Raw genomic sequence first — 21,518 nt, forward strand, 5'->3', positions numbered from 1 at the left:
GCGCTGTTCAGGTCGCCTGAGCAGATGTGGTCAATGGCTGCACCGCCAGCCGCATTCCCATTGCCTTGAGAATGGCCGACAGGCTGCTGAGCGCCGGATTGCCCTTCGGCGACAGCGTGCGATAGAGCTGGGTAAGATTCAGGTGCGCCTGCTCGGCCACGGCCTGAACACCGCCAAAGGCCTGCGTCATCTGGCGCAGCACGACCAGCAACTCTGCCTGGTCACCATCGGCCAGGATGCCATTGATGACCTCCAGCGCCAGCGCCGGATCGCTGTGGTACAGCTCGGCCATCGCCTCGTCATGGGGCCTGCTTCTCATCGTCCGATCTCCGTTGCCAGTCCTGCCAACAGCCCACAGCTCGGGCAATATCCGCGTCCTGCGTTCGCTTGTCGCCACCACACAGGAGCAGCACCACGCGATGCCCGGACACGGCGTAATAAACCCGATAGCCCGGCCCGACGTCGATGCGCAGCTCCCACACGCCGTCACGGCAGAACTTGTGATCCCCAAAATTACCCAGCTCGACCCGGGCCACCCGGCGAATCACCGCCACCTTGGCCTGGCTGTCACGCAGCCGCCGAAGCCAGTCCAGGTAGAGATCCTGATGCGCGCCCGACGTCAAGTAGTGCTCGATTCGGTAGAGATCATTTTCGTTTAAAAACGAACAAAGATCAAGCCACCGGCTCGGGCGTTGCTGAGGCCCGCTTTGGAAATTTTCTCTTGGCACCAGCCGGTTCGGTCACATCACTTATACCTGCGATGCCTTCCGGCCGACGTTTCAAGGTGTGTCGGACAGCGCCCACTGGTGCCCCCGGGCGTGGCTTCCTATCCTATGGCATTGCCATCCCCTAGAACCCCGGAGCCACCATGAGCCGACTGACCCTACCCGCCCTCGCCTGCGCCGCCCTGCTGGCCGGCTGTGCCGGCGCCAACATGGAAAGCCTGACCCAGGCCGGCGGCAGCCTGTTCACCGCGGCCACGCTGTCGGACAGCAGCGTCAAGACGCTGTCGGACCAGTCCTGCGCCGAGATGGACAAGAAGAACACCATCGCCGCGGCCAACAGCACCTACGCCCGGCGCCTGGCCACCGTGATGAGCGGCCTGAGCAATACCGGCCTGCCGCTCGATGCCAAGGTCTACATGACCAAGGACATCAATGCCTGGGCCATGGCCAATGGCTGCGTGCGCGTCTACAGCGGGCTGATGGACCTGCTGAGCGACGACGAGGTGCGCGGCGTGGTCGGCCACGAGATCGGCCATGTGGCGCTGGGCCATACCAAGGCGGCGATGCAGGTGGCCTACACGGCGGCCGCGGCGCGTGGCTTGCTGGGGTCGACCGGCATCGCTTCGCTGACGGCGCTGTCGTCGTCGCAGATCGGCGCGCTGGCCGAGCAGTTCGTCAACGCGCAGTTCTCGCAGCGCCAGGAAACCGCGGCGGACGACTACTCCTTTGACCTGCTGACGAAGAACGGCGCAAATCGCCAGGCGCTGGCGTCGGCGTTCCGCAAGATGTCGACGCTCGACGGCGGGCAGTCGAGCATGCTGAGCTCGCATCCGGGTTCGCTGGAACGCGCCAAGCATATCGAAGCGCGCCTGGCCGGCGGGCGCTGAAGCAGCGGCGCCTTCCCCCTGCCGCCCCACCCGTCCGGGTGAGGCGCACTCTCTCTTTGGCGGGTGCGCGCCGCACTTTTGCGCCACGCACGCCACCCCGCCGCGCGCAGCCGCGCCGGCGCGTGTGCAATGTTGACCGCGTTTAATTCCCCGACAAAAGCTTTCACTACGCCGGCCCCGAAGCGGCACGGATAATCCCTCTCGCTAGCTCGACACGGCCATGCCGTCGCACGCGGGGGCTCGCGTGCCGCCACCGCATATGGCCAGCGTGGACGTCATCGCCTCCGTGTCCGTCCCCCAGCGCCCCCACGCCCCGGAAGACACAACTCGCCCAACCTGCATCACTCTTTCCAGGAGCCTTCGATGGATTGGTTGCATGAGATTTTCCAGAAGTCGCCAGAGTCCGCGCTGTTCCTTGCGCTGGCGGTCGGCTACGCGATCGGCAAGATCACCTTCGGGCGCTTCCAGCTGGGCGGCGTCGCCGGCTCGCTGCTTGCGGCGGTGGTGATCAGCCAGGTCGGCGTCGAGATCGACAACGGCGTCAAGGCGGTGATGTTCGCGGTCTTCATCTACGCGGTGGGCTATGAAAGCGGCCCGCAGTTCTTCAACTCGCTGAACCGCAGTTCGCTGCGCGAGATCGCCATGGCGGTGTTCATGGCGGTGTGCGGGCTGGTCACGGTGGTGGTGCTGGCCAAGCTGTTCCATCTCGACAAGGGCCTGGCCGCGGGGCTGGCCGCCGGCGGCATGACGCAGTCGGCCATCATCGGCACGGCGGGCGACGCCATCACCAAGCTTGGCCTGCCCCCTGACCAGGTCAAGACGCTGCAGGCCAACGTCGCGGTCGGCTATGCGGTGACCTATGTGTTCGGCTCGCTCGGCGCGATCATCGTCTGCGTCAACATCCTGCCCCGCTTCATGAAATCGGACCTGAAGACCGATGCCAAGAAGGTCGAGGCCCAGCTCAACGGCGGCCTGCCGCAATACGGACCGGGCCAGCGCGGCGCGCTGCCGCGGCTGGTCGGCCGGCTGTATCGCGTCAACGATGCATCGGGGAAGACTGTCGCGCAACTGGAGCTGGGCGGCGAAGACCTGGTGACGGTGGAGAAAGTGCAGCGCGGCGGCAAGCAGATCGAAGTCACGCAGGACCTGGTGCTGCAGCACGACGACCTGGTGCTGCTGGTCGGCCGCCGCGATGCCGTGGTGCCGGCGGCCGCGCAGATCGGCGAGGAAGTGGCCGATGCCGACGGCATGGGCGCGGTGATGCAGTCGCGCAACGTGGTGTTCACGGCCAAGGGCATGAACAACAAGACCGTGGCCGAGATCGTCGACATGGTCGGGCGCGACATGCGCCACGGCGTCTATATCGAGCGCATCGAGCGCTATGACCATCCGCTGCCGCTGCTGCCCGACCTGAAGCTGCAGCACGGCGACATCATCACGCTGTACGGCACCCCGGCCGATACCAAGCGCGCGGCCCAGAGCGCCGGCTATGAACTGGTGCCGAGCGAGAAGACGGACTTCGTCTACTTCGGCGCCGGCGTGCTGGTGGGCCTGCTGGTGGGGCTGCTGGTCTGGCGCGTCGGCTCGATTCCGCTGACGCTCGGCGCCGGCGGCGGCGCGCTGCTGTCGGGCCTCGTGTTCGGCTGGGCCCGCTCCAAGCACAAGATGTTCGGCGCCATGCCGACCGCCGCGTGCCAGCTGCTGAAGGACTTTGGGCTGGCCGCATTCGTCGCCATCGTCGGCATCAACTCCGGCCTGCAGGCCGTGACCACGCTGCGCCAGAGCGGCCTGACCATCTTCATCCTGGGCGCGGTGGTGACGCTGCTGCCGCTGTTCCTGACCATGCTGTTCGGCCGCTACGTGCTGAGGTACGACAACGCCGCGCTGCTGGCCGGCGCGCTGTCGGGCTCGCGCAGCGCCAACCCCGCCTTCGGCGGCATTCTCGACAAGGCCGAAAGCCCGGTGCCGACGGTGCCGTTCGCCATCACCTATGCGCTCGCCAACGTGCTGCTGACGCTGCTGGGGCCGCTGGTGGTGGGCCTGGTCTAGCGCATTCCTCTTTGCCCTCTCTGCCGCCGCGCGGGCCATCCCTTTCTTCCCGGCCCGCCAATCCAACCGACAAGCGCCTACACAGGAGCAAGCCATGAGCAAGTTCGATATCTCCAAGCTGTCCAGCCTCTCGCCGTTCGAACTGAAGGATGAACTGATCAAGCTCGCCAGCAGCGACGCCGAGCGGCTGATGCTCAACGCCGGCCGCGGCAACCCCAACTTCCTGGCGACGGTGCCGCGCCACGGCTTCTGGCAGCTGGGCCTGTTCGCGATGCGCGAATCGGAACGCTCGTTCTCGTACATGCCGGAGGGTGTCGGCGGCTTCCCGCGCCGCGACGGCATCGAAGAGCGCTTCGACCTGTTCGCGCGCGAGTTTGCCGATACGCCGGGGGTGAAATTCCTGGCCGGCGCGGTCTCGTACGTGCGCGACCAGCTCGGCCTGAGTGCGGGCGACTTCCTCTACGAGATGTGCGAAGGCATCCTGGCGTGCAACTACCCGGTGCCCGACCGCATGCTCAAGCTGTCGGAAACCATCGTCAGCCAGTACATCCGCAAGGAGATGATCGGCGATCATCCCTTCATCGGCGACTTCGACCTGTTCGCGGTCGAAGGCGGCACCGCCGCCATGACCTACCTGTTCAACACCATCCGCGAGAACCACCTGCTCAAGGCGGGCGACACCATCGCGCTGGGCATGCCGATCTTCACGCCGTACATCGAGATCCCGGAGCTGAACGACTACCAGCTGGTGGAGCTGTCGGTCGACGCCGACCCGGATTCGCGCTGGCAGTACTCGAAGGCGCAGCTCGACAAGCTGCGCGACCCCAAGGTCAAGGCCTTCTTCCTGGTCAACCCGAGCAATCCTCCGTCAGTGCGCATGAGCGACGAGAGCCTGGAATACCTGGCCTCGATCGTCGAGGAACGCCCGGACCTGATCATCCTGACCGACGACGTCTACGGCACCTTCGCCGACAACTTCGTCTCGCTGTTCGCGATGTGCCCGCGCAATACCATCCTGGTGTATTCGTTCTCGAAGTACTTCGGCGCGACCGGCTGGCGCCTGGGCGTGATCGCCACCCACCGCGACAATATCTTCGACCTGCAGATCGGCAAGCTGCCGCAGGCGACGCGCGAGGAGCTGAACCAGCGCTACAGCTCGATCACCACCGAGCCGCAGAAGCTGAAGTTCATCGACCGCCTGGTTGCCGACAGCCGCACGGTGGCGCTGAACCACACCGCCGGCCTGTCGACGCCGCAGCAGGTGCAGATGGTGCTGTTCTCGCTGTTCTCGCTGATGGATACCCCCGACAACTACAAGAACGCGATGAAGCGGCTGATCCGCAGCCGCAAGGCCGCGCTGTACCGCGAGATCGGCATTGCGCCGGAAGGCGACGACCCTAACGCCGTCGACTACTACACGCTGCTCGATCTCGAACAGCTCGGCGGCAAGGCGATCGGGCCGGACTTCGTCAAATGGGTGCTGAACTCGGTCGAGCCCAACGAACTGCTGTTCCAGCTGGCCGACGAGGCCGGCGTGGTGCTGCTGCCGGGCCGCGGCTTCGGCACGCGCCATCCGTCCGGGCGGGTCTCGCTGGCGAACCTGAACGAAGCGGACTACGCCAAGATCGGGCGCTCGATCCGCAAGCTGTTCGAGGCGTACGTGGAGAAGTACAACGAGGCCACTGGCAGCAAGGCGGACAAGAATGTGGTGAAGAAGTAAGGCAGCGCAGGTAAGCACCGGGGCCCGGTATTGCGCCGGGCCTTTTTTTCATGGTGCGATCGCCGATTTGCGGTGGTTGGCTCCCTCTCCCGCGCCGGGAGAGGGTCGGGGTGAGGGCCGGGCATCTACCACCAAGAAATCAAAGACCACCGTCATTCCCGCGAAAGCGGGAACCCAGCGACTTTGAGAAGCGCTTGCGCTTCAAAGACACTGGGTCCCCGCCTACGCGGGGACGACGTGTCGGTTACCGGGAGCAAGTCGCCATGGCCAGCGTGCGGGCGGCTGGCCCTGGGTCCTTACCGCGATTCGACGAAAGCTAGCACCGTTGCCAGCATGCCTTGCAGCGCCGGCTGCAAGGCAGTGGCGCGCGCCTCGTCATAGGCGAACGGATACGTCTCGCTCATATACGCGCACTGCGACAGTTCGAGTTGCACCGCGTGCACGCCGTCGGCCGGCTTGCCATACTGCCGCGTGATATACCCGCCCTTGAAACGCCCGTTCAGCACCGCGGTATGGCCGGGCACCGCGCTGGCCTGCTCGAGCAGCTGGTTCGCCAGCCCCGCGTCGCAGCTTTCGCCGTTGGCCGTGCCGAGGTTGAAATCCGGCAGCTTGCCGTCGAAGAAGCGCGGCAGCACCGAGCGGATCGAATGCGCGTCCCACAGCGCAACCGTGCCATGCGCGGCCTTGAGCCGTGCCAGCTCGTCGGCCAGCGCCTGGTGGTACGGGCGCCAGATCGCGTCGCGGCGCGCGGCGATTTCGGCGTCGTCGGGGCCGTTGCCGTCGGCGTAGACCGGGGTCTTGTCGAAGGTATCGACCGGGCACAGGCCGGTGGTGTCCTGGCCCGGGTACAGGTTGGCGTTGTCGGGCGGGCGGTTCAGGTCGACCACGTAGCGCGAGTGCGTGGCCGCCAGCACCGACGCGCCGAGTTCGCGGGCGAAGCCGTACAGGCGCTCCAGGTGCCAGTCGGTGTCGGGCACGGTGCGGGCCTCGGCGGTCAGGCGCTGCGAGACCGATGCGGGCAGGTGCGTGCCGACATGCGGCATCGATACCAGCAGCGGGCGCGTGCCCCGGTGCAGGGTGAAGGCGGGGGTATCGGTGGAAAAGGACATGATGGTTGCGATGCAGTGGGCGTGCGCCCGGTTTCAGTCGGCCAGCAGGCTGGCGCGCGCCGCGATGAACAGGCGTCCGGCCTCCGCCTGCAGCGGATGCGCGCCATGCTGCACGCGGCTGCGGCCGGCGGTGCGGACATCCGCTAGTGTCTCATGGCCGTGGCTGGCGAACACATGCGTGGCCAGCGCCTGCGACCCGTCGAGTCCCGCCAGCGTCGGATGCGCGCCGTCGAGCACGACGAAGTCGGCCTGCTGGCCCGCTGCCAGTCCGGCCACCGCGCGGCCCGACGCACGCGCGCCACCGGCCACCGCTTCGAGGTACAGGCGGTCCGCCACCTGCGCGTGCGTGTCGGACGCCAGCACGTTGCGCCGCTGCAGCCCCAGCCGCTGCCCGTACTCGAACAGCCGCAGTTCCTCCGCCACGCTGACGCTGGCATGGCTGTCCGAGCCGATGCCCCAGGCGCCGTGCTGCGCCAGGTAGGGTGCGGCCTCGAACACGCCGTCGCCCAGGTTGGCCTCGGTGGTCGGGCAGATGCCGGCCACCGCGCCGCTGTGCGCAAGGCGCCGGCGCTCGTCCCAGTCCATATGCGTCGCATGCACCAGGCACCAGCGCGCATCGACCTCGACATGATCGAACAGCCACGTCACCGGGCGCGTGCCCGACCACGCGATGCAGTCGTCGACTTCCTTCTGCTGTTCGGCGATATGGATATGAATGGGCGCCTGCGCATCGATGGCCCGCAGTCCCGCCACGGCGTGCACCAGGCTTTGCTCCGGCACCGCGCGCAGCGAGTGCGGTGCCAGCCCAAGGCGCGCGCCCGACTGTGCGCACGCCGGGCGCAGCCGTTCCAGCAGCTTCAGCATCGCATCGGTGTCGTGCAGGAAGCGCCGCTGCCCTTCCAGCGGCGGCTTGCCGCCAAAACCGGCGGTCTGGTACAGCACCGGCAGCAGCGTCATGCCGATGCCGGTGCGCTGCGCCGCGCGCAGCAGCCGCAGCGACATCTCGGCGGCATCGGCATAGGGCCTGCCGCCCTCGTCGTGATGCACGTAGTGGAACTCGCACACGCTGGTGTAGCCCGCGCGCAGCATCTCGATATAGAGCTGGGTGGCAACCGCTTCCAGCGTGTCGGGCGAAAGCCGCTGCGCGAAGCGGTACATCAGCGTGCGCCAGCTCCAGAAGGAATCGGCGCCGGCGGGATCGTCGCCCTGCGCACGGCTGCGGTATTCCGTCAGGCCGGCAAAGCCGCGCTGGAAGGCGTGCGAGTGCAGGTTCGGCATGCCGGGCAGCACCGGGCCCACTGCGCGCGGCACGCCGGCAGCCGGCGTGGCGTCAGGCTGCACGGTGGTGAAGCGGCCCTGTTCGTCCCATGCGAGCAGCACATCGCGCGCCCAGCCGGACGGCAGCAGCGCGAAAGGTGCGAGCAGTTGTGTAGCGCTCATGCCGATGCGCCTCCGTGGGCGTGATAAACGCGGCCCTGCCGCACCACCGTCGCCACCGGGTTGCGCCCGAACCAGTAGGCCAGCTCGGCCGGCGAATCGATGCGCCACAGCGCGAAGTCGGCAACGCGTCCTGCCGCGAGCCTGCCGTGCCGGTCGGCGGCGCCCAGTGCGCGCGCCGCATGCACGGTCACGCCGGCCAGCGCTTCCGGCACGGTCAGGCGGAACAGCGTGCAGGCCATATTCATCATCAGCAGCAGCGAGGTCACCGGCGACGTGCCCGGGTTGTGGTCGGTGGAGATCGCCATCGGCACGCCGTCCTGGCGCAGCAGCGCGACCGGCGGCAGGTTGGTGTCGCGCAGGAAGTAGTAGGCGCCGGGCAGCAGCACGGCCACGGTGCCGGCCTCGGCCATCGCCGCGACGCCGGCCTCATCGAGATGTTCGAGATGGTCCGCGGACAACGCGCGATGGCGCGCGGCCAGCGCGGCGCCGCCGAGATTGCTGAGCTGCTCCGCATGCAGCTTGACGCGCAGTCCGTGCCGTGCGGCGGCGTCGAACACGCGTTCGGTCTGCGCGATCGAGAAGCCGATCGACTCGCAGAACGCATCGACGGCATCGACCAGCCCTTCCTGGGCCAGCGCCGGCAGCATCGTGTCGCAGACCAGGTCGATGTAGTCATCGGCACGGCCCGCGTATTCCGGCGGCAACGCATGCGCGCCGAGGAAGGTGGTGTGGACCGAGACGCCGAACTGCTCGCCCAGCCGCCGCGCCACGCGCAACTGCTTGCGCTCGGCTTCAAGGCTGAGGCCGTAGCCCGACTTGATCTCGATCGCGGTCACGCCCTCGGCCAGCAGCGGCTGCAGCCGCGCGGCGGCCTGCGCGAACAGCGTGTCTTCGTCGGCGGCGCGGGTGGCGCGCACGGTAGAGACGATGCCGCCGCCGGCGCGCGCGATCTCTTCATAGCCGGCGCCGGCCAGCCGCATCGCGAACTCGTCGGCGCGCTGGCCGCCATAGACCAGGTGCGTGTGGCAGTCGACCAGGCCCGGGGTGATCCAGGCACCGTTGGCGTCGTGACGCGGCAAGACGCCGTATGCCCGCGGCATGTCGGCGGCTGCGCCGAGCCACGCGATACGTCCCTGCTCGACGACAAGCGCGGCATCGCGGATTGCCTGCGCCGGATCGGCATCGGGCAGCAGGTGGCAGTTGTGCCAGACGCCGTCCGCGCTGGCCGCCGGCGATACAGGTGGCAGCGTCATTGGCCCGGCTCCGTTTCAAGGGTGACGCTAAGGCAGAGCGCGCCGTCGCCCACAGGTTCGAATGATTGCGTCGATGCGGTCGGCGCGGCGCCATACAGCGCGCCCTCGCCCGCCTGCAGCGAGATCGCGGCGTCCTGCGCCTGCCATGCGCCGCTGACGGCAAACACGCAGACGGTATGGGCGCCGGTGTTGACGGCAAACCCCTGCCGGAACGCATCGACACGCGCGCGGCACTGGCCCCGGCGCGTCATCACGTTGAAGTCGCGCGTGGCGCCATCGAGCAGCGCGGCCTGCAGGCCTGTGTCGCCAGAGAAGGCGTACGGCTCGCCGGGCTGCGCGAGCCGGTGGCTGAAGCTGCCGTCATCGGCGGCCAGCGTCACGCCGGCGCCCTCGAGCAGCACGATCTGGCGATCAATGCCGGGGAACGGCGAGAACGGCCCGTCCGCCTCGATATCGGCCACGCTCAGCCGCCACACGAAGTCATCCATGCCGGCGCCCGGCGGCCACACCGCGATCTCGCGCGTGTTGCCGCCGCCGTTCTTCCACCGGGTCGGGGCGATCTGTGCCAGCGCGAAGCGCTGCGGCAGGTTTGCACTCATACGTTCTTCACCATCGGCAGGTCCAGGCCCTTCTCGTGCGCGCATTCGATGGCGAGTTCATAGCCCGCATCCGCATGGCGCATCACGCCGGTGGCCGGGTCGTTCCACAGCACGCGCTCGATGCGTTTTGCCGCCGCGTCGGTGCCGTCGCATACGATCACCACGCCGGCATGCTGCGAGAAGCCCATGCCGACGCCACCGCCATGGTGCAGGCTGACCCAGGTGGCGCCTCCCGCGGTATTCAGCAGCGCGTTCAGCAGCGGCCAGTCGGACACCGCGTCGGAGCCGTCGCGCATGGCTTCGGTCTCGCGGTTGGGCGATGCCACCGAGCCGCAGTCCAGGTGGTCGCGACCGATCACCACCGGCGCCTTCAGCTCGCCCGACTTCACCATCTCGTTGAAGGCCAGCCCGGCTCGGTGGCGCTCGTCCAGCCCCACCCAGCAGATCCGCGCCGGCAGGCCCTGGAACGCGATGCGGTCGTGCGCCATGTCGAGCCAGCGGTGCAGCGGCTTGTCGTCGGGGAACAGTTCCTTCATCCTGGCGTCGGTCTTGTAGATATCTTCCGGATCGCCCGACAGCGCAACCCAGCGGAACGGGCCCTTGCCGCGGCAGAACAGCGGGCGGATATAGGCCGGCACGAAACCGGGGAAATCGAAGGCGTTGCGCACGCCTTCGTCGAACGCCACCTGGCGGATGTTGTTGCCGTAGTCGACCGTCGGCACGCCCATCTTCTGGAAGTCGAGCATGGCCTGCACGTGTTTGACGATGGACGGACGCGCGGCGGCCTCCACCGACTTGGGATCGTGCTGGCGCGCGTGCTCCCACTGCGCGACGGTCCAGCCTTGCGGCAGGTAGCCATTGACGAGGTCGTGCGCCGAGGTCTGGTCGGTCACGATATGCGGGCGCATGCCGCCGCCCTGCGCGCGCTTTGCCAGTTCCGGCACGATGTCGGCGGCATTGCCGAGCAAGCCGACCGAGATCGCTTCCTTCTTTGCCGTGGCCTCGGCGATCATCGCCAGCGCTTCATCCAGCGTGGTGGCCTTCTTGTCCAGATAGCGCGTGCGCAGGCGGAAGTCGATGCGCGACTCCTGGCATTCGATCGCCAGCACGCACGCGCCGGCGAGCACGCCGGCCAGCGGCTGCGCGCCGCCCATGCCGCCGAGGCCCGCGGTCAGGATCCACTTGCCCGACAGGTCGCCGTTGTAGTGCTGGCGGCCGGCCTCGACAAAGGTCTCATAGGTGCCCTGCACGATGCCCTGCGTGCCGATGTAGATCCACGAGCCCGCGGTCATCTGGCCGTACATCATCAGCCCGGCGCGGTCGAGTTCGTTGAACTTGTCCCAGTTGGCCCAGTGCGGCACCAGGTTGGAGTTGGCGATCAGCACGCGCGGCGCATCGGCGTGGGTGCGGAACACGCCAACCGGCTTGCCGGACTGCACCAGCAGCGACTCGTCCTCATTCAGGCGGCGCAGGCTGTCGAGGATGGCGTCGAAGCATTCCCAGTTGCGCGCGGCCTTGCCGATGCCGCCGTAGACCACCAGGTCCTGCGGGCGCTCGGCCACGTCGGGATCCAGGTTGTTCTGGATCATGCGGTAGGCGGCTTCGATCAGCCAGTTCTTGCAGTGCAGCTGGGTGCCGCGCGGGGCGCGGATCTCGCGCTGGCCGCGTTGCAGGGATTGGGATTCGGGAGCGTTCATGTGTTGTTCTCCTTTTTGGATCGTGCTTGTGGCGCGATCGATTGCTGTTGCCACTTGGTGCGGGGTTGCTTGTGGATGCGCTGGCAGGCGCGTCAACCCGCGTTGGTCGGCAAGATCGCCCTGACCGCCGCAGGCCATCCAGCCCCCGCATCGCCCTGCACCACCCACTGCTTCATCGCTTCAATATCCGGCGCCAGGTAACGGTCGCCTTCCACAAAATCCACCCGCGCACGGATGCGCGCCAGTTCGGTTTCGACCAGCGGCGACGACTTCAGCGGCCGGTGGAACTCGATCCCCTGCGCCGCCGCCATCGCCTCGATCCCGACCACTACCGCGGTGTTCGCCGCCATCTCGCCCAGCCGGCGCGCGCCGTAGGTGGCCATCGACACATGGTCTTCCTGGTTGGCCGAGGTCGGCAGGCTGTCGACGCTGGACGGATGCGCCAGCGACTTGTTCTCCGACGCCAGCGCGGCGGCGGTGACCTGCGCGATCATGAAGCCGGAGTTCAGGCCCCCGTCGCGCACCAGGAACGGCGGCAGGCCGGACAGGCCGGTATCGAGCAGCAGCGCCAGCCTGCGCTCGGAGATCGCGCCGATCTCGGCGATTGCCAGCGCGAGGATGTCGGCGGCGAAGGCCACCGGCTCGGCGTGGAAGTTGCCGCCGGAGACCACGTCGCCCTGCTCCGGGAACACCAGCGGGTTGTCGGACGCCGCGTTGGCTTCGATCTGCAGGATGCGCGCGGCGTGCTGCAGGTTGTCCAGGCACGCGCCCATCACCTGCGGCTGGCAGCGGATCGAGTACGGGTCCTGCACGCGGCCGCAGGCCTTGTGCGAATCGACGATCTCGCTGCCGTCGAGCATCGCGCGCACCGCGCCGGCCACGGCGATCTGGCCGGCCTGGCCGCGGGCGGCATGGATGCGGGCATCGAACGGCTTGACCGAGCCCTTGATCGCCTCCAGCGACAACGCGCCGGCGACCAGGCCCGCGGCAAACGCGTCTTCGGCGGCGAACAGGCCGGCCAGCGCCAGCGCGGTCGACACCTGCGTGCCATTGAGCAGCGCCAGGCCTTCCTTGGGGCCCAGCTCGAAGGCCTGCAGGCCGGCACGCGCCAGGCCTTCGGCGGCCGGCACGCGCTTGCCGTCGACCAGCACCTCGCCCACGCCGATCAGCGTGCACGACATATGCGCCAGCGGCGCCAGGTCGCCCGACGCGCCCACCGAGCCCTTGGCCGGGATGCACGGTGTCACGCCGTGGTTGACCAGCGCCAGCAGCGCCTCGATCAGCTCGGGCCGCACGCCGGAATGGCCGCGCGCCAGGCTGACCGCCTTGGTGGCCAGGACCAGGCGCACCGTGTCCTCGGCCAGGTCCGGGCCGGTGCCGACGCTGTGCGACAGCACCAGGTTGCGCTGCAGCTGCGCCAGCTTGTCGTTGGGGATGCGGGTCTGCGCCAGCTTGCCGAAGCCGGTGTTGATGCCGTAGACCACGGCGTCGGCGTCGATGATGTCCTGCACCGTGGCCTGCGCGGCGCGCACGCCGGCCCAGGCGGAATCGGCCATGGCCAGGCGCACTTCGCCGCGATAGATGCGGCGCAGGTCGGCCAGGGTGACTTGGCCCGGCTGCAGCGTCAGCAGCGGACGGGTGGCTTGGTCATGTGAGCTGGCAGTCATTTGTATGTTCCTGTCTATACAGCTTGAGGTAAACAGCTTAGTCAAAAAAGAAGCGTCAGGCGGACTCGGGTGGAATCAGCCGAAAGCGGGATTGCCGTCGGCGCGGAAGCGGCTGCCGAGGCGGTAGCGGTTGCCCGGGTGCAGGCACCGCACGAAAGTCACCGGCACGCCGTTGGTCCAGGTGCGGCGCGTCAGCATCAGGCAGGCCTGCGTGGGCGGCATTTCCAGTTGCGCGGCCTGTTCCGGCGTGGCGGCGATGGCGTCGACCACATGCTCGACCTGGTCGTACGGCACGTGGCGCAGCAGGTATTCGCCGGGCTGGGTCGCGCTGAAATCCTGCGTGATGAAATCCGGCGCCACGCGCGGGTTGACGTAGCGGTCTTCCAGCTGCACCGGCACGCCGTCCTCGCGGTGCACGCAGACGGAATGGAACACCGACTCGCCGGTGCGCAGCTCCAGCGCCGCGGCCACCTCGATCGACGCCGAGACGCGCTCGACCAGGATCACGTCGCAGGCGTAGTCATGGCCGCGCATGCGGATCTCGTCCTGCAGGTTGACCACCGACAGCAGCGTCGACTGCGGCTTGTGCTCGGCGACGAAGGTGCCCACGCCGGCGACGCGCACCACCCGGCCCTGCTCCTGCAGCTCGCGCAGCGCGCGGTTGACGGTCATGCGCGAGACGCCGAAGCGGTTCACCAGCTCCTGCTCCGACGGCACCCGGTCGCCCGGCTGCCACGCGCCGCTCTGGATCTGGCGGGCGATGTACTCCTTCACCTGCTGGTAGAGCGCGGTGGGAGAGGCAGAAGCAGAGGTCGGGGTGCCGGCGGCGTGGTTCATATCGTTTCAGTGCTCGGCCGCGGCCATGGCCTCGGCGCGGATTTCCTCGGTCAGCCGCGCCTTGAGCGCGGAAAACTCCGGCGTGGTCTTGATCGTGTAATGGCGCGGGTGCGGGAAATCGACCGCGATCTCGCTCTTGATCCGACCCGGCCTGGCGGAAAACACCGCCACCCGGTTGGCCATGAAGATGGCCTCGTCGATATCGTGGGTCACGAATAATACCGTCTTGCGCGACGCCTCCCAGATCCCCAGCAGCAACTCCTGCATCAGCACCCGGGTCTGGTTGTCGAGCGCGCCGAAGGGTTCGTCGAGCAGCAGGATCTTGGGGTCGTTGGCCAGCGCCCGCGCGATCGCGGTGCGCTGCTGCATGCCGCCGGACAGCTGCTTGGGGAAGTGGTGCTCGAAGCCGCGCAGCCCCACGCGCTGGATAAAGAAGTCGCTGCGCTCCTTCTGCTCGGCCGCGCTCATGCCGCGCTCGCGCAGGCCGAAGCGCACGTTCTGCTCGATCGTCAGCCACGGGAACAGCGTGTACGACTGGAACACCATGCCGCGGTCCGCGCCCGGCGCGAACACCGGCTGGCCGTCGAGCAGCACGCGCCCGCTGGTCGGCGTATCCAGGCCCGCGACGATGCGCAGCAGCGTGGACTTGCCGCAGCCCGACGGGCCCAGGATGGTGACGAAGTCGTTGTCGCGCACTTCGAAGTCGACCGGCTGCAGCGCCAGCGTCTGGCCGCCGCGCGGGTTGGAGAAGGTCCGCGAGACCTGCTGGATGGACAGTGCGCTCATTGGATCGAACTCCACGGGAACAGGCGCTGGTTGGCGCGCTTGAAGACAAGGTCCGAGACCAGGCCGATGCAGCCGATCACGATGATGCCGAAGATGATCTGCCCGGTATTGAGCAGCGCCTGGCTGTCGGTAATCATGTGCCCGATGCCCGACGACGAGCCGATCAGTTCGGCCACGATCACGTAGGTCCAGGCCCAGCCCAGCACCAGCCGCAGGATCTCGGCGATTTCCGGCGCCGCGCCCGGGATCAGCACGCGCCGCACGATGCCGGCGCTGTTGGCGCCCAGCGTGTACGCGGCCTCGACCAGGTCCTTGCGCGCGCCGCCGACCGCCACCGCCACCATCAGCACGATCTGGAAGAACGAGCCGATGAAGATCACCAGCAGCTTCTGCGCTTCGCCGATGCCGGCCCACAGGATCAGCAGCGGGATGAAGGCCGACGCGGGCAGGTAGCGGCAGAACGAGACAAAGGGCTCGAAGAAGGCCTCGGCCGCCTTGTACGCGCCCATGAAGATGCCCAGCGGCACCGCGATCACCGCCGCCAGCACGAAGCCGCCGACCACCCGCCACACGGTCATGCCGATGTCGCCGATGAAGTTGTACTCGGTGAACAGGGTCACGCCCTCCCTGGCCATCGTCATCGGGTCGGCCAGGAACGTGCGCGGCACCAGGCCGCCCAGCGTGACCACGGCCCACACGCCGAAGAACAGCACGAAGAAGGACAGGCCCAGCATCCAGCGGGTGTTGGGCGCCACCGGCACCAGCGGCGCCAGCCACGGATGGCGCCGGCGCACCGGCGCTTCCCCGGCGGCAGGGGCCGCCACGGCGGCGGCCGGGGCGGGTGAACCAATATGGGCTTGCGTCATGGCGTCACGCCTCCTGAGAGCTGCCGGTTACTTGAGGAAACGCGCGTCGTACAGCTTGGTCACGTCCGGCACCTGGCGGATCACGCCGATGTCCAGCAGCACCGCGGCGGCTTCCTTGCTGAAGCTGGCGAGCTCGCCCTCGAAGAATTTCTTGTTGGCCTCGCGGTCCTGCCAGCGCAGGTACGCCGACGACTTGGCGAACTGCTCGCCGGTCTGCTTGACCGCCGCGCCCATGATGTCGTTGGCCCTGGCCGGCTCCTTGCGGATCATTTCAAGCGCCTCGAAGTAGCTGTCGACCAGCGCCTGCGCGGCCTTGGGATTGTCCTTGAGCCACTTGGGGGCGCAGCCGAGCGTGTCGGTCACCATCGGGTAGTCGAGCGTGGTGGCCAGGATCTTGCCCTTGTCCGGGTTCTGGCGCACCGTCGACAGGTACGGCTCATAGGTCATGGCGCCGTCGTTCTGCCCCGCGACGAAGGCCTGCGCCGCCGCCTGCGGCGACAGCGTGGTGGTCCTGACGTCCTTGAGCGACATCCCATTCTTCTTCAGCATCCAGGCCAGCCCGAAGTACGGCGCGGTGCCCGGCGCATCGACGCCGATGGTCTTGCCCTTCAGGTCGGCAAAGCTCTTCACGTCGGCGCGCACGGCCAGGCCGTCGGCGCCGTAGGACTTGTCCAGCTGCACGATCTGGGTGATCGGCACGCCGTTGGCATTCCACGCCACATGGGTTTCCACGGTGGTGGCAGCGCACTGGATCGCGCCGGACGCCAGCGCCAGGTGGCGGTCCTTCTGCGGGATCATCTTGATCTCGACGTCGACCCCGTTCTTCTTGAAGATGCCGGCCTTGTCGGCCAGCGTCAGCGGCGCAAAGCCGGTCCAGCCGCTCATGCCCAGCGTCACCGGCGTGTTCTGCGCCTGCGCCACGCCGGCGGCCAGGGCCGCAGCCAGCACCACGAACTGCCCTGCCACCCGACCGCGAAACCTGCCTGGATTCCTCATCTGTACGCTCCTTTGGTGTGTCCGTCGACGGCGGGCCATGCGTGCGGCCGTGCTCGTTTCCGGGCATTAAACAATGCCTGTATATACAAGTCAACGTAGGGCTTCCACCAAGCAACCCGGCGGATAATGGCCTTAAAAAGCGCATTCCATTGGGGAAGTCGTTTTCGGGCCCGGCACCGTCCTGCACCAACGCACGCTGCGCTGGCACCATTCAGGCGCGTGGAAAGTGTTGCTGTATAGACAGGAACAAGACGACACCGCGAGGCAGCAAGCCCCGTGCCAGCGGCGCGGGGAGGCTGTGCAGGGGATCAGGCGCCGAAGAAGTCGGCGACGGTGGGATAGCGCAGCCGCAGGCGCAGTTCGCGCTTGAGCCGGCGGTTGTCGAGCCGGCGCGATTCGCTCATGAAGCTCAGCAGGGTCTTGTCGATCACCTGCAGCGCCTCGCCGCGCGTGATGCGGGGCGGGCGCGGCAGGCCGCGGCGCTCGGCGACGAGGTCGAAGTAGTCCGCCATGCGCAGCTCGGTATCGTCGCTGGCGTGGACCACGCGCTGCGGGCGGCCGCGGAACAGCGCCGCCACCATGATGCGGGCGAGGTCGTCGGCATGGATGTGGCTGGTGTAGACGTCGTCCTGCGGCACCAGGGCCGGCGTGCCGCGCTTGAGCCGCGCCAGCGGCAGGCGGTCTTCGGCGTAGATGCCGGGGATGCGCACCACGCTGGCGCGCCAGCCGGCGTCGCGGCCGAAGGCGCGCACCGCCTGTTCGGCGGCGACGCGGCGGCGCGCGCGCGCGGTCTGCGGGCGCACGGCGTGGAATTCGGCCACGCGCGCGCCCTGCCGGTCGCCGTAGACGCCGGTGGTGCTGGCATAGACAAACGCAGCGCGGGGCCGGGACCGGTCGGGTAGAATGGCGGGCTCGCCGGGCAGCATGCCGGCCGCCGTCCTGGCACGGCGCCAGGCGGTCCGGCGCCATGTGGTCCGGCGCAATATGGCGAGCAGTGCACGCGTACGCGGATCGCCTTCGCCCTGCCCGGGCGGCGGCGCCAGGTCCAGCACCCGCGTGGCCAGCCCGCGCAGCCGTGCCAGCGTGGCCGGCCGGTCCAGGTCCGCCACCAGCGGCACCGCGCCGGCGGCACGCAGTTCGGCGCGGCGTGCCGGCTGCGAGGTCACGGCGAAGACACGCATGCGCGACGACAGGATACGCAGGCAGCGCGTCCCCACATCGCCGCAGCCGACGATCAGCAGGCGCGGGCGGCCCAGCCGGCGCGACGGCGCCGGCAGCCGTGCGGTTTGCGGTGGCTGCGGTGGTTGCGGGAATCGCGCGGGCTGCAGCTTCGACAGAATTTGGCTCATAGACCGATTATGGCTTATCAAGTAACCGTCATGCCCAGCGGCCACAAGTTTGAAGTGGCCGCGGACGAAACCATCCTCGGCGCGGCCCTGCGCCACAGCATCGGGCTGCCCTACGGCTGCAAGAACGGCGCCTGCGGTTCGTGCAAGGGCCGCGTGCTCGAAGGCAGCATCGTGCAGGGCGACCATGCCCCGTCGGCGCTGACCGCACAGGAAAAGACCGAGGGCCGCGCGCTGTTCTGCTGCGCCAATGCCGCCTCGGACGTCACCATCGAATGCCGCGAGGTCCACGGCGCGGGCGACATCCCGATCAAGAAGGTGCCGTGCCGCGTGACCTCGCTGGAACGCCTGGCCGACGACGTGATCGCGATCAAGCTGCAGTTGCCGGCGACCGAGCGCATGCAGTACCTGGCCGGCCAGTACGTCGAATTCCTGCTGCGCGACGGCAAGCGCCGCAGCTACTCGATCGCCACGCCGCCGCATGAGGACGGCCCGATCGAACTGCATATCCGCCATATGCCGGGCGGCGCCTTCACCGACTACGTGTTCGGCGCGAAGGAAGGCCAGCCGGCCATGAAGGAGCGCGACATCCTGCGCTTCGAAGGCCCGCTGGGCAGCTTCTTCCTGCGCGAGGAATCCGAGGCGCCGATCATCCTGCTGGCTTCCGGCACCGGCTTCGCCCCGATCAAGGCCATCGTCGAGCATGCCGCCTACACCGGCATCAAGCGCCCGATGACGCTGTACTGGGGCGGGCGCCGCCCGAAGGACCTGTACATGCACGCGCTGGCCGAGCAGTGGGCGCGCGACCTGCCCAACTTCCAGTACGTGCCGGTGGTTTCCGACGCGCTGCCGGAAGACAACTGGCAGGGCCGCACCGGCTTCGTCCACCAGGCGGTGATCGCCGACCATCCCGACCTGTCGGGCCACGAGGTCTATGCCTGCGGCGCGCCGGTGATGATCAACGCCGCGCGCGGCGACTTCACGCGCCAGTGCAAGCTGCACGAAGACGCGTTCTTCGCCGACTCGTTCACCTCCGAGGCCGACATGCATCCGGCCACGCCGGCGGCCTGAGGGCCGCCCGCGCGCCGTTCCGCCAGCGCAACAATGCCCGGGCCCGCCAAAATTCGTTTTGACACCCGGGCCCGTGCGCCTTATATTTGCCCGCATGCACACGACCTTCAACCGACGCCGCAGCTTCCGTACGTCGCTCCCCGCTGGGGTGCCGCGCGGCTGACCGTCGACTGCGTCTGTTCATGTCAACGAGCCACGGGCAACCCCCGTGGCTTTTTGTTTTGGTTGCGTCTTGCGCGCCCGTCCGTCCATCGTTACACGCCGACCCCTGGAGTCCGCCATGGCATTTGCTGAGTATCCCGTCCAATCCCTGATGTACATCACCAACCGCCCCGAACTCGTGTTCACCGAAGGCAAGGGCTCCTGGCTGACGGACCACAACGGCAAGCGCTACCTGGACTTCGTGCAGGGCTGGGCGGTGAACTGCCTGGGCCATTCCAACCAGGGCATGATCGACGCGCTGGTCGAGCAGTCGAAGAAAATCATCAACCCGAGCCCGGCGTTCTACAACGAGCCGATGCTGCGGCTTGCCAAACAGCTGACCGATCACAGCTGCTTCGACAAGGTCTTCTTCGCCAACAGCGGCGCCGAGGCCAACGAGGGCGCGATCAAGCTGGCGCGCAAATGGGGCCGCAAGCACAAGGACGGCGCCTACGAGATCATCACCATGGACCACAGCTTCCATGGCCGCACGCTCGCCACCATGAGCGCGTCGGGCAAGGCCGGCTGGGACACCATCTTCGCGCCGCAGGTGCCGGGCTTCCCGCGCGCCGAGCTGAACGACCTGGCCTCGGTCGAGAAGCTGATCACCGACAAGACCGTCGGCATCATGCTCGAGCCGGTGCAGGGCGAAGGCGGCGTGATTCCCGCCACGCGCGAATTCATGCAGGGCCTGCGCGCGCTCGCCGACAAGCACAAGCTGCTGTTTATCGTCGATGAAGTGCAGGCCGGCTGCGGCCGCTGCGGCACGCTGTTCGCGTACGAGCTGTCGGGCGTCGAGCCGGACATCATGACGCTGGGCAAGGGCATCGGCGGCGGCGTGCCGCTGTCGGCGCTGCTGTGCAAGGCCGAGGTCGCCAGCTTCGAGGCCGGCGACCAGGGCGGCACCTACAACGGCAACCCGCTGATGACCGCGGTCGGCAGCGCCGTGATCGAACAGCTGACCGCGCCCGGCTTCCTCGACGACGTCAAGGCCAAGGGCGAATACCTGAAGGAACAGCTGCTGGCGCTGTCGGCCGAGTTCGGCCTGGGCGGCGAACGCGGCGAAGGCCTGCTGCGCGCGCTGCTGCTGGGCAAGGACATCGGCCCGCAGCTGGTGGAAGAAGCGCGCGACATGGCCCCGCAAGGCCTGCTGCTGAACGCGCCGCGCGCCAACCTGTTGCGCTTCATGCCAGCGCTGAACGTCTCGCGCGAAGAGATCGACCAGATGATCGGCATGCTGCGCACGCTGCTGAAGAAGCTGGCCTGACAAAAAAGCCTCGCGCAAGGCGAGGCGTGAGGACTGCTGCAAACCTTGCATACGCAGGTTTGCTCCCCTCTCCCGCTTGCGGGAGAGGGGTTGGGGGTGAGGGCAGGCGTTTGCCGGCGCTACGAGCTTATAAAAACCGTTGGCCCTGCTTGATGGGGTTCCCAGCTAGACCACCCCTCACCCCAACCCTCTCCCCATGAGGGGAGAGGGAGAACACCTTGCTCGGGCTAGTTCGCGCGGCTTGGGAGCACCCAGAACCGCCCGCTCTTGCCGGGGCCTTTACTCGCCCAGGTATGCCGCCCGCACCTTCGGATCGTCCAGCATCTGGCTGGCCTCTCCGCTCATGGTGATCAGGCCGGACTCCATCACATAGCCGCGGTGCGCGGCCTGCAGCGCGAGTCGCGCGTTCTGCTCGACCAGCAGCACAGTCACGCCCTGCGCCGAGATGTCGCGCACGACCTCGAAGATCTTCTCCACCATGATCGGCGACAGGCCCATCGACGGCTCGTCCAGCAGCAGCACCTTGGGCTGGCTCATCAGCGCGCGCGCCATCGCCAGCATCTGCTGCTCGCCGCCCGACATGGTGCCCGCCAGCTGGTTGGCGCGCTCCTTCAGCCGCGGGAAGATGCCGAACATGCGCTCGACATCGGCCTTGATGCCGGCGTCGTCGTTGCGCGTGTAGGCGCCCATCTGCAGGTTCTCGGTGATGGTCATGCGCGCGAACACGCCGCGGCCTTCCGGCACCATCGCCAGGCCCTGCTTGAGCAGCGCATAGCTGGGCACGCCCTTGATCGACTTGCCCATGTATTCCACGTCGCCGCCGGCCCAGCCCTGCAGGCCGGTAATGGCCTTCATGGTGGTGGTCTTGCCGGCGCCGTTGGCGCCGATCAGCGTGACCAGTTCGCCGTCCTGGATTTCCAGGTCGATGCCCTTGACGGCCTGGATGCCGCCGTAGGCAACCTTCAGGCCGGAGATCTTCAGTACTGTCTGTTTCATTGCAGG

19 protein-coding genes are annotated in these 21,518 nt (G+C 68.0%); 5 read left to right on the forward strand and 14 right to left on the reverse strand.

Annotated features, from left to right (window positions below; genetic code table 11):
* Window positions 1-7: 7 nt before the first annotated feature.
* Window positions 8-319, reverse strand: coding sequence for a helix-turn-helix domain-containing transcriptional regulator (locus CBM2594_RS13430; protein WP_116357257.1), 312 nt, complete (start codon window positions 317-319; stop codon window positions 8-10).
* Complete coding sequence (locus tag CBM2594_RS13435; RefSeq protein WP_198048128.1) at window positions 300-623, reverse strand: type II toxin-antitoxin system RelE/ParE family toxin; 324 nt, start codon at window positions 621-623, stop codon at window positions 300-302. Before CBM2594_RS13435 ends, CBM2594_RS13430 begins: the two co-directional genes overlap by 20 nt.
* Window positions 624-868: 245 nt before the next feature.
* Here CBM2594_RS13435 and CBM2594_RS13440 point away from each other — a divergent pair, with 245 nt between their 5' ends.
* The 3 genes from CBM2594_RS13440 (at window position 869) to CBM2594_RS13450 (ending at window position 5,381) form a co-directional block, all read left to right on the forward strand.
* Window positions 869-1,612, forward strand: a complete 744-nt coding sequence (locus tag CBM2594_RS13440; protein WP_116357258.1) for a M48 family metallopeptidase — start codon at window positions 869-871, stop codon at window positions 1,610-1,612.
* A 363-nt stretch (window positions 1,613-1,975) separates the two neighbouring features.
* On the forward strand, window positions 1,976-3,661 hold the full coding sequence (aspT, locus tag CBM2594_RS13445) for an aspartate-alanine antiporter (RefSeq protein WP_116357259.1): 1,686 nt from the start codon (window positions 1,976-1,978) through the stop codon (window positions 3,659-3,661).
* Between the two features lie 94 nt (window positions 3,662-3,755).
* A complete protein-coding gene (locus CBM2594_RS13450; protein WP_116357260.1) occupies window positions 3,756-5,381 on the forward strand; it encodes a bifunctional aspartate transaminase/aspartate 4-decarboxylase in 1,626 nt (541 codons plus the stop codon).
* A gap of 296 nt (window positions 5,382-5,677) precedes the next feature.
* On the opposite strand, the gene hutG is transcribed toward CBM2594_RS13450, so the two are convergent.
* From hutG to CBM2594_RS13505, 11 genes are all read right to left on the reverse strand, one after another.
* A complete protein-coding gene (hutG, locus tag CBM2594_RS13455; protein ID WP_116357261.1) occupies window positions 5,678-6,490 on the reverse strand; it encodes an N-formylglutamate deformylase in 813 nt (270 codons plus the stop codon).
* Window positions 6,491-6,523: 33 nt separating this feature from the next.
* Window positions 6,524-7,930, reverse strand: a complete 1,407-nt coding sequence (locus CBM2594_RS13460) for a formimidoylglutamate deiminase (RefSeq protein ID WP_116357262.1) — start codon at window positions 7,928-7,930, stop codon at window positions 6,524-6,526.
* Complete coding sequence (gene hutI, locus CBM2594_RS13465) at window positions 7,927-9,183, reverse strand: imidazolonepropionase (protein WP_116357263.1); 1,257 nt, start codon at window positions 9,181-9,183, stop codon at window positions 7,927-7,929. The genes CBM2594_RS13460 and hutI overlap by 4 nt, the downstream gene beginning before the upstream one ends.
* On the reverse strand, window positions 9,180-9,782 hold the full coding sequence (locus tag CBM2594_RS13470) for a HutD/Ves family protein (RefSeq protein ID WP_116357264.1): 603 nt from the start codon (window positions 9,780-9,782) through the stop codon (window positions 9,180-9,182). Before CBM2594_RS13470 ends, hutI begins: the two co-directional genes overlap by 4 nt.
* Window positions 9,779-11,479: a urocanate hydratase gene (gene hutU / locus CBM2594_RS13475; protein ID WP_116357265.1), complete on the reverse strand. Its 1,701-nt coding sequence runs from the start codon at window positions 11,477-11,479 to the stop codon at window positions 9,779-9,781. Before hutU ends, CBM2594_RS13470 begins: the two co-directional genes overlap by 4 nt.
* Before the next feature lie 92 nt (window positions 11,480-11,571).
* A complete protein-coding gene (hutH, locus tag CBM2594_RS13480) occupies window positions 11,572-13,146 on the reverse strand; it encodes a histidine ammonia-lyase (RefSeq protein ID WP_116357266.1) in 1,575 nt (524 codons plus the stop codon).
* A gap of 75 nt (window positions 13,147-13,221) precedes the next feature.
* Window positions 13,222-13,983, reverse strand: coding sequence for a histidine utilization repressor (hutC, locus tag CBM2594_RS13485; RefSeq protein ID WP_018008004.1), 762 nt, complete (start codon window positions 13,981-13,983; stop codon window positions 13,222-13,224).
* 6 nt (window positions 13,984-13,989) lie between these two features.
* On the reverse strand, window positions 13,990-14,769 hold the full coding sequence (locus CBM2594_RS13490; RefSeq protein WP_012353726.1) for an ABC transporter ATP-binding protein: 780 nt from the start codon (window positions 14,767-14,769) through the stop codon (window positions 13,990-13,992).
* Complete coding sequence (locus CBM2594_RS13495) at window positions 14,766-15,635, reverse strand: ABC transporter permease (protein WP_116357267.1); 870 nt, start codon at window positions 15,633-15,635, stop codon at window positions 14,766-14,768. The genes CBM2594_RS13490 and CBM2594_RS13495 overlap by 4 nt, the downstream gene beginning before the upstream one ends.
* Window positions 15,636-15,662: 27 nt before the next feature.
* Window positions 15,663-16,631, reverse strand: a complete 969-nt coding sequence (locus CBM2594_RS13500; protein WP_116357268.1) for an ABC transporter substrate-binding protein — start codon at window positions 16,629-16,631, stop codon at window positions 15,663-15,665.
* Between the two features lie 308 nt (window positions 16,632-16,939).
* A complete protein-coding gene (locus tag CBM2594_RS13505; protein ID WP_116357269.1) occupies window positions 16,940-17,980 on the reverse strand; it encodes an NAD-dependent epimerase/dehydratase family protein in 1,041 nt (346 codons plus the stop codon).
* Between the two features lie 9 nt (window positions 17,981-17,989).
* Between CBM2594_RS13505 and CBM2594_RS13510 the strand changes: the two genes are divergently transcribed.
* Complete coding sequence (locus CBM2594_RS13510; RefSeq protein ID WP_116357270.1) at window positions 17,990-19,048, forward strand: CDP-6-deoxy-delta-3,4-glucoseen reductase; 1,059 nt, start codon at window positions 17,990-17,992, stop codon at window positions 19,046-19,048.
* A 280-nt stretch (window positions 19,049-19,328) separates the two neighbouring features.
* A complete protein-coding gene (locus CBM2594_RS13515; RefSeq protein ID WP_116357271.1) occupies window positions 19,329-20,516 on the forward strand; it encodes an acetylornithine transaminase in 1,188 nt (395 codons plus the stop codon).
* Window positions 20,517-20,795: 279 nt separating this feature from the next.
* On the opposite strand, the gene CBM2594_RS13520 is transcribed toward CBM2594_RS13515, so the two are convergent.
* Window positions 20,796-21,512, reverse strand: coding sequence for an ABC transporter ATP-binding protein (locus tag CBM2594_RS13520; protein ID WP_116357272.1), 717 nt, complete (start codon window positions 21,510-21,512; stop codon window positions 20,796-20,798).
* Between the last annotated feature and the right edge of the window lie 6 nt (window positions 21,513-21,518).

It is taken from the genome of Cupriavidus taiwanensis (assembly GCF_900249755.1).
Classification (GTDB): Bacteria; Pseudomonadota; Gammaproteobacteria; order Burkholderiales; family Burkholderiaceae; genus Cupriavidus; species Cupriavidus taiwanensis_D.